Below are 12,965 nucleotides of genomic sequence, written 5' to 3'. Positions count from 1 at the left end.
TTGTTCCGCTCAACAAAAAGGCTTCCACATGGGAAGCCTTAGTCTATTCTGCGATTCGAAATTCGAATATTACAGCTTGTCAGTTAGCTCGATTGCTTGACCGATGTAGTTTGCTGGAGTCATCTCTTTCAGACGAACTTTCTCGTCTGCAGGAATCTCAAGACCATCGATGAATGCACGCATGCCTTCGCCATCTACACGTTTACCACGAGTTAGCTCTTTTAGCTTCTCGTATGGTTTTTCGATGCCGTAACGACGCATTACTGTTTGTACTGGTTCAGCCAATACTTCCCAGTTCTTGTCTAGTTCAGCAAGTAGCGCAGCGCGGTTAACTTCAAGCTTGCTAATACCTTTCAGAGTCGAAGTGTATGCAATGATTGCGTAGCCAACACCCACACCTAGGTTACGAAGAACCGTAGAGTCAGTAAGGTCACGCTGCCAGCGAGAAACTGGAAGTTTTTGTGCAAGGTGGCTGAATACTGCGTTCGCTAGACCAAGGTTGCCTTCAGAGTTTTCGAAGTCAATTGGGTTAACTTTATGCGGCATTGTCGAAGAACCGATTTCGCCAGCAATAGTCTTCTGCTTGAAGTGACCAAGAGCGATGTAGCCCCAAACGTCACGGTCGAAGTCTAGAAGGATAGTGTTGAAACGAGCAATTGCATCGAATAGCTCAGCGATGTAATCGTGAGGTTCGATTTGAGTTGTGTACGGGTTCCAAGTTACGCCAAGAGATTCAGTGATGAACTCTTCGCTAAACTGGTGCCATTCAACTTCTGGGTATGCAGAAAGGTGTGCGTTGTAGTTACCTACAGCACCGTTGATTTTCGCTAGGATCTCAACGTTTTCGATTTGCTTGTATTGACGTTCCATACGGTACGCAACGTTAGCCATCTCTTTACCCATAGTAGAAGGAGAAGCTGGCTGACCGTGTGTACGAGACAGTAATGGAATATCACGGTACTCGTTCGCAAGTGCTTTGATAGCATCAATTACGTTACGGATTTCTGGAAGAATCACTGTGTCACGAGCTTCTTTAAGCATAAGCGCGTGAGAGGTGTTGTTGATGTCTTCAGAAGTACATGCAAAGTGAATAAATTCGTTTACAGCGTGAAGTTCAGGAACGCCAGCAACTTTCTCTTTCAAGAAGTACTCAACCGCTTTAACGTCGTGGTTAGTCGTGCGCTCGATCTCTTTGATACGTAGAGCATCTTCTTCGCTGAAGTTAGCGGCTAGTTCATCAAGAAACTGGTTAGCTTCTGCACTGAACGCTGGTACTTCTTTGATTGCATCAGTTGCTGCAAGCTTTTGTAACCAACGAATTTCAACGATAGAGCGGTACTTTAGTAGTCCAAACTCACTAAAGATGCTGCGTAATGCAATAGTCTTACTTCCGTAACGGCCGTCTACTGGTGAAACAGCAGTCAATGCTGACAGTTCCATGGTGTTCTCCTGAATTGAGTTTTCTAAATTTTGAGAGGTTTATACCAGTAACAATCTCAATTGTCACGCACATTGCGCAATCGTTTGCGTGAGAGTTGTGTTGATACAAAAAACAAGCTCGCGACGGGGCGCGAGCTAATAAACTACATTCGAGCTAGTAGGATTTGAGCCTGCTCGATCATCTTCTTACGACCGAAGATAAGGTGGCGACGTTTACCGCCAACTTGACGCCATAACACAGCGCTTCGAATCCCTGATAGAAGCAGTGCGCGAACCTTATGTTGGCTCGATGTCTGCTGAAGTACAGACGGAGTACCAGAAACCTGAATGCGAGGGCCGATAGGGCTGACGACATCAAGGTAGATACTTGCAAGGTTGCTGATCATTTGCTCGTCAAACAGATCAAAGTGTTCAGTTTGGCGCTCTGCAGTTTGAATGCGGTCACCAAGCTGAGACATAGAGTCGTTGCGAGAAGACAGCTTACGCTCAAGCGCCATCAAGCTGATGATGTAACGCGTGATATCGCTACCTGCTGGAGTACTATCGATACCTTTTACTAAGCACTCAAGGCCAAGCTTTAGGTTCGCTTCACGTCCAAATACGCCCACGGTATTCGATGGGTTGGTATTTAAAATGGCACTGAGTGAAGCTTCAAAGGCATCTTTATCACAATGGCCGTCTTTCGCTACTTGTTGAACCAAAGCCACAGCTTGGCAAATTCCGGCGAAAGCAATAGTACGGTCATAAAGTGTATTAGCCACGTAGTAACTCCTAGTTGTCTTCTATCGTTTGTCGTTTGATTGATTAGATGCGCTTTTCGATGATACCACCACCAAGACATACTTCGCCTTGGTAGAACACTGCAGATTGACCTGGGGTCACTGCGATTTGTGGCTCATCAAAAATAACCTTAATGTTCTCATCATCAATTGGGATGATTGTACAAGGAATATCTGTTTGACGGTAACGTGTTTTTACCGTGCATGTCATAACTTCAGTAATTGGTGTGCGATTTACCCAATGAAGTTGAGATGCGATCAAGCCTTCTGATTTCAGAAGAGGGTGGTCTTTACCTTGTACTGCGATAAGTACATTACGCTTAAGGTCTTTTTCACCAACAAACCATGGTTCTTCGTTACCGCCACCACCTTTAGTGCCGCCAATATGAAGGCCTTTACGCTGACCTAGCGTGTGGTACATCAAACCTTGGTGTTGACCAATCACTTGGCCTTCAGGTGTTTCGATGTTACCCGGTTGTGCTGGTAGGTATTTGCCTAGGAACTCAGTGAACTTGCGCTCACCGATAAAGCAGATGCCTGTTGAATCTTTCTTCTTAGCTGTGATCAAGTCTTGCTCTTCAGCAATACGTCGCACTTCTGGCTTCTCTAATTCACCGACAGGGAATAGGCTGCGTGCCACTTGATCTGAGCTTAGCGTGTATAGGAAATAACTTTGGTCTTTGTTGCTGTCTAGACCGCGTAGCATTTCTGGTTTTACGCCAGCATCAAGCTCTTCTTGAGTTGGGAAAGTACGACGAACGTAGTGACCCATCGCAATGTAGTCTGCGTCTAGCACTTCATCCGCAAACTCTAAGAATGCTTTAAATTTGATTTCTTTGTTACAAAGAATATCTGGGTTAGGTGTACGACCTGCTTTGTACTCTTCAAGGAAGTATTCGAATACGTTGTCCCAGTATTCTGCAGCAAAGTTGATAGTGTGAAGGTGGATACCTAGTTTGTCACATACCGCTTGAGCATCAGCAAGATCTTCAGCTGCCGTGCAGTATTCTTCGTTATCGTCTTCTTCCCAGTTTTTCATGAAAAGGCCTTCTACCTGATAGCCTTGTTGCTGAAGAAGATACGCCGATACTGACGAATCTACACCGCCGGACATACCGACAATTACTTTCTTTTCGCTGTTTCCAGAGCTGATATCTGACATGTCTAAACACCGTTACTATTACTTGGTCGCAGATTCTAACAGAAAGAGAAACGCCGTGACAGATCCGAGACCGGAATCACAGTTTCATTTGCACAAATAGTGCGCTGACTTTGTTAGAGAATCGCATGAGAGCGAGGTGAGTCGCTAGGATGTCAGAAGTATATGTGGCATAGTCGCTCGAAATCCAAGACCTGAGATAAAAAAATGTCTGAACAAAATGAATTTATGCAAGAAGAAGAGCTGATTGAGATCATCGAGAACCAGCTTGAAGATGGCGAACCAGTGAAAGTGAAAGAGACGTTGATGCGTTTAATGATGACAGGCACTCCACGTGAAGAAGCAATTGCGGCTATGGCATGTGCACTGGCAATTGAAGTATTTGACGTTATGAAAAACGGCGCGGAGTTTAATCAAAAACGTTACGCGGAGCATTTGGGCATGCTGCCTGATTTAAGCTTTATGGAAGGCGAATAAAAAAAACCTTCAGCAAACGTTTGCTATAGTTTGAAAGATTGCCGCGTTAAATATAGCGCGGTAGAATCCGCCACCTATTTCCCCTTGACTTAGACTAGCCTTATGAAATTCCCTGGACAACGTAAATCAAAGCACTACTTTCCGGTTCACGCTCGTGATCCTCTAGTGAGCCAAGCTCAAAGCAGTAAAAGAATGTCACGCACTCATATTATCGGTATTGACCAAACATTGGTGGATATTGAAGCAAAGGTGAGTTCTGAACTTATTGAGAAGTATGGTTTGAGCAAGGGACATTCACTGGTTATTGGCGACGCAGCCGCTGAATCTTTGTATCAAGAATTAAAAGAGCAGTGCCTGATTACCAATGAATACGCTGGTGGCACAATTGGTAACACATTACACAACTATTCAGTGCTAGCGGATGACCGTTCTACACTGTTAGGTGTAATGAGCCAAGATATTAAGATTGGTAGTTACGGTTATCGCTATTTATGTAATACATCAAGCAGAATGGATCTGAACCATTTACAAGGGGTAGATGGCGCAATTGGTCGCTGCTTTGCATTAATTACAGAAGACGGTGAACGTACTTTCGCAATTAGCGAAGGACAAATGAACCAATTAAAACCAGAAAGCATTCCTGAAAAAATATTCAAAAGTGCTTCTGCTTTAGTTTTAACGGCTTATTTAGTTCGCTGTAAGCCAGGCGACCCGATGCCTGAAGCAACAATGAAAGCGATCGAATACGCGAAGAAATACGATGTGCCAGTCGTTCTTACACTAGGTACTAAGTTCGTTATTCAAGATGATCCAGAATTCTGGAAAGATTTCCTTGAGCAACACGTAACGGTTGTTGCAATGAATGAAGACGAAGCTGAAGCGTTAACGGGTGAAAGCGATCCACTGGCTGCATCAGATAAAGCGCTAGACTGGGTAGACCTTGTTCTATGTACTGCGGGACCTGTTGGCCTATTTATGGCTGGTTATACAGAAGATGCAGCTAAGCGTGAAACGTCACTGCCTTTACTTCCAGGTTCAATTGCGGAATTCAACCGTTTTGAATTTAGCCGTCCTGCGCATAAAGATTTATGTGAAAACCCAACTAAAGTGTATTCGCACATTGCGCCATACATGGGTGGACCAGAAAAGATCAAAAATACCAATGGTGCAGGTGATGCTGCGTTATCAGCTTTATTACATGATATGGCTGCTAATAAGTACCACAAAGAAAACGTGCCAAACTCAAGTAAACACCAACATTCATTCTTGACGTACTCTTCGTTCTCACAAGTTTGTAAATATTCTAACCGTGCTAGCTATGAAGTGTTGGTTCAACACTCTCCACGTTTATCTCGTGGCCTTCCTGAAAGAGAAGATAGCCTAGAAGAAGCGTACTGGGAAAGATAAGTTACTTTCTTTAATCAGTAGTACTATCAGTATCAGTTGGTTTCTAATACTGATAGTACAAATATAAAAAAGGCTCCGAAAGGAGCCTTTTTTGTTTCTGAATATATTGAAGTCGTAAATAATACTTTGGTCGACTTAAATATTAATTCTATCGCTTAGCGTGTAATTGATTACTCACTAAGTAAACTAAATGTTTAGATAGCAAACTCTTCTAGAGATTTACCAGCATCTAGCTGTTCTTGGATAGCTGAAGGCGTACGGCCTTGACCTGTCCAAGTCTTCTCGTCGCCGTTTGCGTCTACGTATTTGTATTTCGCTGGGCGAGGAGCGCGTTTAGCTTTTGTTGTTTTAGATTTTGCTTCACCAGAAAGTGCAGCAATAAGATCGGCAACATCAATTCCGTCTTTTGCAATTTGTTCAGCAATAGCAGAAAGCTTAGCTTCTTGCTCTGCTTTAGCAGCACGCTCTTCAGCTTCAGACTCTTGACGCTCTTGTACAACAATAGTCAGCTTGTCTAGCGCTTCTTCAAGTTGCTCAAGAGTTAATTCACGTGAGAACGCACGAAGGCTGCGGATATTTAATAGAGTTTTTGTTAATTCAGACATGATATTTTCCATCAAGGTAAACTAAATAATCTTCCTAATAATAAACAGAGCCTAGGAATAAAACAAATAGTATTTCTTCTATTACATATTTAAATATAAAAGTGAGATGAATAGTTGAAAATTCAGAGCTGTATTTCTATCGAATTTATAATAATTATTAAGATTATCTTAAAAAATGATATGTGACTGGTGGAGTAGTGAACTTATGTAGACTATTCTCTTATTGATTAGTTCATTAGCAAAAAGCTATTTTTCTCGGAATGATATGTTGCATTGTTGCTCTTGATGAGTACAATTGCGGCTACCTGATGCGAGGTATTAGTTAATTTGTTGTTAAACTCTGGTTTACACGGTTAATAATGTTATCGCACGTAGAGGTGCAATTATAAAAAGTAACTTCCGTTGGGGTGATGCCAATGAACGGGAATGAAAGGTGTAATTGCCGAAGTAAATTGTATATCTAAGCAATTTGCTGGGGTTGTGCTCAATAGGTACAACACTGCCATAGTCTTAATTTTAAACTATGGAGCGCTACTGTAGGGTTGGGTGAAGTGTTCACTTCCCTTTCGCTTAGTTCAACATGAGCTTGGTCAGCCGTATCAAGTTTGTCTGCAGTAGATCTCTAGCCAAATAAAAAACTGGTTTTTGAAGATCATGAATTTAATAGATTTTGCAACATCACCTTTATCTTTGCTTCCGCCCCTTGTGGCTTTGAGCCTTGCTATTGTTACCCGCCGTGTATTGGTTTCTTTGGGTGTCGGTATCATCATGGGTGCGATTCTACTTGCTGACTACTCAGTAGGTAACGCAGCTAGTTACGTGTTTACTAAAGCATCTGGTGTTTTCATCGAAGATGGTGGCATCAACACTTGGAACATGAGCATCATTGCATTCCTAATTATTCTTGGAATGACAACGGCATTATTAACACTGTCTGGCGGTACTCGCGCATTCGCGGAGTGGGCACAGTCTCGCGTTAAGAGCAAACGTGGTTCAAAACTACTTGCTGCTTTCTTAGGTGTATTCATCTTTGTTGATGACTACTTTAACAGCCTAGCGGTTGGTGCTATCTCTCGTCCTGTAACAGACCGCTTCTATGTATCTCGCGCTAAGCTTGCTTATATCCTAGATTCAACTGCGGCTCCTATGTGTGTGATCATGCCTGCTTCTAGCTGGGGTGCTTACATCATCACGATCATTGGTGGCATCTTAGTGACACACGGTGTGACAGAGTATTCTGCACTGGGTGCTTACGTTCGTCTTATCCCAATGAACTTCTACGCTGTATTCGCACTACTAATGGTGTTCGCAGTAGCATGGTTCGGTCTAGACGTTGGTAAGATGCGTGAGCATGAGATCGAAGCATCTCAAGGCCGTGGCTTTGAAGGTGACAACGATCAAAAGCAAGCTCACGATCTAAACGAAGAGTTAGATATCGAAGAGAGCGAAAACGGTTCAGTTTCTGATCTTGTTATGCCAATCGTATCGCTAATTGTAGCGACAGTGGCTGCAATGCTTTACACAGGCGGCCAAGCGCTGGCTGCTGATGGCCAAGCATTCAACCTACTTGGTGCATTCGAAAATACAGATGTTGGTAAATCTCTTGTTTACGGTGGTGTTATCGGCTTACTAGTAGCACTAGCGACAGTATTCAAGCAAAAGCTATCTATGGCCGATATCGCAAGAACAATGTGGATTGGTGCAAGCTCTATGTTTGGCGCAATCCTAATCCTTGTATTCGCATGGACTATCGGTTCTGTAATCGGCGACATGAAAACAGGTTCGTACCTATCATCTCTAGTAACGGGCAGCATCGATTACCACTGGCTACCAGTTATCTTGTTCCTTCTAGCGGGCGTTATGGCGTTCTCTACAGGTACTTCATGGGGTACGTTCGGTATCATGCTACCTATCGCAGGTGACATGGCTGCAGCATCGGATATCGCACTGATTCTTCCTATGTTAAGTGCGGTTCTAGCGGGTGCAGTATTTGGTGACCACTGTTCTCCAATCTCTGATACGACGATTCTGTCTTCTACTGGTGCTCGTTGTAACCACATCGACCACGTCTCGACTCAGCTTCCATACGCGTTGTCTGTAGCGTTCGTATCGTGCATTGGTTTCATCACTCTAGGTATGACATCTTCAATTGGCATCGCATTTGGCGCAGCGTCTCTAACGTTTGTTGCTGTATGTTTTGCATTGGCTTACTTCTCTCGCTGCAAAATGGCGACGTGCAAAAGCTAAAATTGAAAGTTAATCAGTAAACTATCAGGGAGGCGTTTGCCTCCCTTTTTTGTGCCTGTTAATTTAATTTTAAGTTTCGTGAAAAAAGTTCGAATAAATGGTTGAAAAAGGATGTCAGCTTAGTTAGTGTGGAGACAAGACAGCAAACAACCTAAGAGCTGATAAGTATGCGTAAATTAGTAATGAACATTCATCACCATCATCACCCTATCTAGTCTTTCGGGGAGATTTACGTATACCCGGGAGCAAGATTACTCCCGGAGGTTAAGTCAAAAGAATTTAGATTTAAACCCTCGGGATGACAAAGTCCCCGAGGGTTTTTTAGTTTTAGCGCTTTTAAATAATCAATAAATTCAAATATTTGCACAGGGATACAGCAATGCAGACACAACGCCTAAGAATCGCAATTCAAAAGAAAGGTCGCTTAAGTAAAGAGTGCCAAGACCTACTTAAAAAATGTGGTGTTAAATTTAATATCATGGGTGAGCGCCTAGTGGTTCACTCACTAAATATGCCAATCGACTTGTTACTCGTTCGTGATGACGACATCCCAGGTCTTATCATGGATGGTGTAGTTGACCTTGGTTTCATCGGTGAAAATGAACTAGAAGAAGTTCGTCTAGATCGTGTTGCTCTTAAAGAGCCTTCAGAGTTCCGCACACTACGTCGTTTAGACTTCGGTGGTTGCCGCCTTTCAATCGCTATTAATAAAGACGAAGAATACAACGGCCCACAAGACTTAGCGGGCAAACGTATTGCGACAACCTACCCACAACTACTTAAAGCCTACATGGACGAGCAGGGTGTTGAGTTCAGCACTTGTATGCTAACAGGTTCGGTTGAAGTCGCGCCTCGCGCTGGCCTTGCAGACGCTATCGCTGATTTAGTTTCTACAGGTGCAACGCTTGAAGCGAACGGCCTAAAAGAAGCAGAAGCTATCTTCCAATCGAAAGCAACACTGATTCAACGTGTTGGCGACTTCGACGCAGACAAGACCGCACTGATTGAAAAACTACTGACTCGTATGCAGGGTGTTCAACAAGCGAAAGAGTCGAAGTACATCATGCTTCACGCGCCAACCTCTCAACTAGAGCAAATCAAAGCACTACTGCCTGGTGCTGAAGATCCAACGGTTCTTCCTCTATCTACAGACAAAGACAAAGTTGCCGTGCACCTAGTAAGTACAGAGAACTTGTTCTGGGAAACAATGGAACAGCTGAAAGAGTTGGGTGCAAGCTCGATTCTAGTATTACCAATCGAAAAAATGATGGGGTAGTGACGATGAGAACCGTTGTTTGGCAATCTTTAAGTGAATCACAGCAAGACTCGGTATTAGAGCGTCCAGCTATTACTGAAGGTGCAAACATCACAGCGACTGTTTCTGATGTTATTGCAAAAGTACGAAATGAAGGCGATGCCGCGCTTAAAAAGCTGACTGCAAAGTTTGATGGTGTAACTCCAGAATCTATCCGAGTCAGTTCGGGTGAGATTGAAGAGGCGTGTGCTCGTCTAACACCAGAGATGAAGCAAGCGTTAGAGCAAGCTTATAGCAACATTGCTAAGTTTCACGAAGCTCAAAAGCCGCAGCCAATTAAGGTTGAGACACAGCCTGGTGTTGTGTGTGAGCAAGTGACGCGCGCGATTAATACTGTTGGCCTTTATATTCCCGGTGGCAGTGCGCCACTACCGTCAACGGTTCTTATGTTAGGTGTTCCTGCTCAAATCGCAGGTTGTCGTAAGGTTGTGCTTTGTTCACCTCCGCCAATCGCTGATGAAATCTTGTATGTCGCTAAGCTTTGTAAGATCGACGAAGTTTACAACGTTGGTGGTGGTCAAGCGGTTGCAGCAATGGCTTACGGTACCGAGAGTGTGGCTAAAGTCGATAAGATCTTCGGCCCAGGTAATGCCTACGTTACGGAAGCAAAGCGCCAAGTGAGTAATGACTTCCGCGGAGCAGCTATTGATATGCCAGCTGGCCCATCTGAAGTGTTAGTGATTGCTGATGAAACGGCTGATGCAGACTTCATTGCAGCGGATTTGTTGAGCCAAGCGGAACACGGGCCTGACTCTCAAGTAGTATTGGTAACTCCATCTCCAGTGGTTGCAGACCAAGTAACAGAAGCGGTTCAAAAGCAACTGAAAGAACTGTCTCGTGCGAACATCGCTCAGCAAGCATTGGCTTCAAGCTTAATCATCATTGCTGAATCGATCACTCAAGCGATTGCGATTTCGAATTTCTACGGTCCTGAGCACTTGATCGTTCAAACCAAGAACCCACGTGAATTGCTGCCATTGCTAGATAATGCAGGCTCAATTTTCCTTGGTGACTGGTCTCCAGAATCTGCAGGTGACTACGCATCCGGCACAAACCACGTTCTTCCGACTTACGGTTATACCAAGACGTATTCAAGCCTAGGTTTGGCTGATTTCTCTAAGCGAATGACGGTGCAGGAGCTAACAGCCGATGGGTTGAAAGGCCTAGCGCCAACAGTAGTAACAATGGCGGAAGCCGAAGGTTTGGATGCACACAAACGCGCTGTGACTATCCGAGTTGAAAAGTTAAATAAAGCGAAATAAGGGTAGGGCATGGAAAAGTTAGCAAGAAAACAAGTTCAGGCTCTAACACCTTACTTGTCTGCAAGACGCATAGGCGGTACTGGTGATGTATGGCTAAACGCCAACGAATCTCCGTTTGATAACGAGTACAACCTGAACTTGTCTCGTCTTAACCGTTACAGCGAATGTCAGCCAAAAGAGCTGATTGATGCTTACGCTCAATACGCAGGCGTGAAATCAGAGCAAACTCTGACAACGCGTGGTGCTGACGAAGGTATTGAATTACTGATTCGTGCTTTCTGTGAGCCGAACGAAGACGCTATTCTTTACTGCCCACCCACTTACGGTATGTACGCAATCAGTGCAGAGACGATTGGTGTTGAGCGTAAGGTTGTGCCTCTGACTTCTGAATGGCAATTGGATCTTCCAGCTATCGAAGCTCAGCTCGACAACGTAAAAGTGGTGTTTGTTTGTAGCCCAAATAACCCAACCGGTAATTTGGTTGATCGCAAAGACATCATCAAGTTGCTTGAAATGGCACAAGACAAAGCGATTGTGGTGATGGATGAAGCGTATATCGATTTTTGTCCAGAAGCGTCAACCGTTGATTTGCTTGAGCAATATCCAAACCTAGCGATTCTGCGCACCTTGTCGAAGGCCTTTGCTTTGGCGGGCTTACGTTGTGGCTTTACGCTAGCGAACAAAGAGCTTATCGATGTACTGTTGAAAGTGATTGCTCCTTATCCAGTGCCAATCCCTGTTGCTGACATTGCCGTTCAAGCACTTTCAGAGCAAGGACTCGCGCGAGCTAAGTTCCAAGTTCTGGATTTAAGTGCTAACCGAGCGTATTTGCAGGCGGGTCTATTAGGTATGCCTCAAGTGACGGTTTTTGATGGCTGGGGTAACTACTTACTGGTGAAATTCCCGAACGGCGATGAGTTATTTAAAGCGGCTTGGGATACGGGCATTATTTTGCGTAATTCACCTATTGAAGACTGTGTTCGTATTAGTATTGGTAACCGCGAAGAGTGCGAAAAGACACTTGGATTCATTCGTAACTTTTATCAGTAACGAAAGGCTTACCAGTAATAACATTTGCCAGTTTGAGTTGATTAATCGCAGATTGGCAAGTGAAACCAATATTTTGGGTTAGCGTTTGATTTTAGCTAGGCCACCAGATTTAAAATTAAAAGGAAGTTCAAGTGAGTAAACAACAGAAAATACTTTTTATAGACCGTGACGGCACCTTAATTGTAGAGCCGCCAGTTGACTTTCAAGTAGATCGTTTAGACAAGCTAAAATTCGAACCGCGAGTAATTCCTAGCCTACTTGCACTGCAAGACGCTGGTTACCGTCTAGTGATGGTGACTAACCAAGATGGTCTAGGTACCGATAGCTATCCACAAGAAGATTTCGATGCACCACACAATATGATGATGGAGTTCTTCGAATCTCAAGGCGTTAAGTTTGACGACGTGCTTATTTGCCCTCACTTTGACGAAGACAACTGCTCTTGCCGTAAGCCTAAACTGGGTATGGTTAAAGAGTACCTACAAGGCGGTAAAGTCGATTTCCAACACTCTGTTGTGATTGGCGACCGAATGACGGATCTTCAACTGGCAGAGAACATGGCTATCCGCGGTATTCAATATGGCCCGGATGCGGAAACTGAAGGCACGCTTAACTGGCCACAAATCGTTAAAGATCTGACGGTTAATGCGCGTATTGCTGAAGTAGTTCGTACTACTAAAGAAACCGATATCAAGGTTGCAGTAAACCTTGATGAAACCGGTGGCAACAAGATCGATACCGGCATGGGTTTCTTCGACCACATGCTTGATCAAATCGCGACACACGGTGGTTTCCAAATGAACCTGACTGTGAAGGGCGACCTGCACATTGATGATCACCACACAGTCGAAGATACCGCTCTGGCTTTAGGCCAAGCATTGAAAGATGCACTAGGCGACAAACGTGGTATTGGCCGTTTTGGTTTCAGCCTACCAATGGATGAGTGTTTGGCTCAGTGTGCGTTAGACCTTTCTGGTCGTCCATACCTGAAGTTCGATGCTAAGTTCAGCCGTGAGCAAGTGGGTGATCTTTCAACCGAGATGGTGGTTCACTTCTTCCGTTCTCTAACTGATACATTGGCTTGTACGCTACACCTTTCTTCTGATGGCAATAATGATCACCACATCATTGAGAGCCTGTTCAAAGCGTTTGGCCGTACTCTTCGCCAAGCAATCAAAGTTGAAGGTAACGAGTTACCAAGCAGCAAAGGCGTTCTGTAAGGGT

11 protein-coding genes, 1 riboswitch and 1 other annotated feature are annotated in these 12,965 nt (G+C 44.1%); of the genes, 7 read left to right on the top strand and 4 right to left on the bottom strand.

The window, feature by feature from the left end; translation table 11 throughout:
* Nucleotides 1-69 precede the first annotated feature (69 nt).
* The 3 genes from purB to mnmA form a co-directional block, all read right to left on the bottom strand.
* Nucleotides 70-1,440: an adenylosuccinate lyase gene (gene purB, locus AB4249_RS02705; protein WP_017065316.1), complete on the bottom strand. Its 1,371-nt coding sequence runs from the start codon at nucleotides 1,438-1,440 to the stop codon at nucleotides 70-72.
* 143 nt (nucleotides 1,441-1,583) lie between these two features.
* Entirely contained in the window at nucleotides 1,584-2,201 is a 618-nt protein-coding gene (hflD, locus tag AB4249_RS02700; protein ID WP_017060259.1) for a high frequency lysogenization protein HflD, read from the bottom strand.
* Between the two features lie 43 nt (nucleotides 2,202-2,244).
* Complete coding sequence (mnmA, locus tag AB4249_RS02695; RefSeq protein ID WP_017060260.1) at nucleotides 2,245-3,381, bottom strand: tRNA 2-thiouridine(34) synthase MnmA; 1,137 nt, start codon at nucleotides 3,379-3,381, stop codon at nucleotides 2,245-2,247.
* Between the two features lie 204 nt (nucleotides 3,382-3,585).
* Between mnmA and AB4249_RS02690 the strand changes: the two genes are divergently transcribed.
* Nucleotides 3,586-3,855, top strand: a complete 270-nt coding sequence (locus AB4249_RS02690) for a hypothetical protein (RefSeq protein ID WP_010439986.1) — start codon at nucleotides 3,586-3,588, stop codon at nucleotides 3,853-3,855.
* 102 nt (nucleotides 3,856-3,957) lie between these two features.
* Nucleotides 3,958-5,262, top strand: coding sequence for an inosine/guanosine kinase (locus AB4249_RS02685; RefSeq protein ID WP_017060261.1), 1,305 nt, complete (start codon nucleotides 3,958-3,960; stop codon nucleotides 5,260-5,262).
* 194 nt (nucleotides 5,263-5,456) lie between these two features.
* Here AB4249_RS02685 and AB4249_RS02680 read toward each other — a convergent pair whose 3' ends face one another.
* Entirely contained in the window at nucleotides 5,457-5,867 is a 411-nt protein-coding gene (locus AB4249_RS02680; protein ID WP_017060262.1) for an H-NS family nucleoid-associated regulatory protein, read from the bottom strand.
* A gap of 364 nt (nucleotides 5,868-6,231) precedes the next feature.
* A riboswitch (Lysine riboswitch) is annotated at nucleotides 6,232-6,409 on the top strand.
* A gap of 112 nt (nucleotides 6,410-6,521) precedes the next feature.
* Between AB4249_RS02680 and AB4249_RS02675 the strand changes: the two genes are divergently transcribed.
* From AB4249_RS02675 to hisB, 5 genes are all read left to right on the top strand, one after another.
* Entirely contained in the window at nucleotides 6,522-8,114 is a 1,593-nt protein-coding gene (locus AB4249_RS02675; RefSeq protein WP_372102280.1) for a Na+/H+ antiporter NhaC family protein, read from the top strand.
* Between the two features lie 190 nt (nucleotides 8,115-8,304).
* Nucleotides 8,305-8,440, top strand: a sequence feature (His leader region).
* A 53-nt stretch (nucleotides 8,441-8,493) separates the two neighbouring features.
* Nucleotides 8,494-9,390: an ATP phosphoribosyltransferase gene (gene hisG, locus AB4249_RS02670; protein WP_017060264.1), complete on the top strand. Its 897-nt coding sequence runs from the start codon at nucleotides 8,494-8,496 to the stop codon at nucleotides 9,388-9,390.
* Nucleotides 9,390-10,691, top strand: a complete 1,302-nt coding sequence (gene hisD, locus AB4249_RS02665; RefSeq protein WP_017065318.1) for a histidinol dehydrogenase — start codon at nucleotides 9,390-9,392, stop codon at nucleotides 10,689-10,691. The genes hisG and hisD overlap by 1 nt, the downstream gene beginning before the upstream one ends.
* A gap of 9 nt (nucleotides 10,692-10,700) precedes the next feature.
* The gene (gene hisC / locus AB4249_RS02660) at nucleotides 10,701-11,741 is read left to right on the top strand and encodes a histidinol-phosphate transaminase (protein ID WP_017068074.1); all 1,041 of its coding nucleotides are present in this window, start codon (nucleotides 10,701-10,703) and stop codon (nucleotides 11,739-11,741) included.
* A gap of 131 nt (nucleotides 11,742-11,872) precedes the next feature.
* Nucleotides 11,873-12,961 carry a bifunctional histidinol-phosphatase/imidazoleglycerol-phosphate dehydratase HisB gene (gene hisB / locus AB4249_RS02655; protein WP_017060267.1) on the top strand — a complete coding sequence of 363 codons (1,089 nt, stop codon included), beginning with the start codon at nucleotides 11,873-11,875 and terminating at the stop codon, nucleotides 12,959-12,961.
* The last annotated feature ends 4 nt before the right edge of the window (nucleotides 12,962-12,965 follow it).

The organism is Vibrio sp. 10N.261.55.F4, from assembly GCF_041470465.1.
Classification (GTDB): domain Bacteria; phylum Pseudomonadota; class Gammaproteobacteria; order Enterobacterales; family Vibrionaceae; genus Vibrio; species Vibrio crassostreae_C.
Note: the sequence above shows the minus strand (reverse complement) of the source record. Positions and strands in the feature narration are given on the sequence as shown.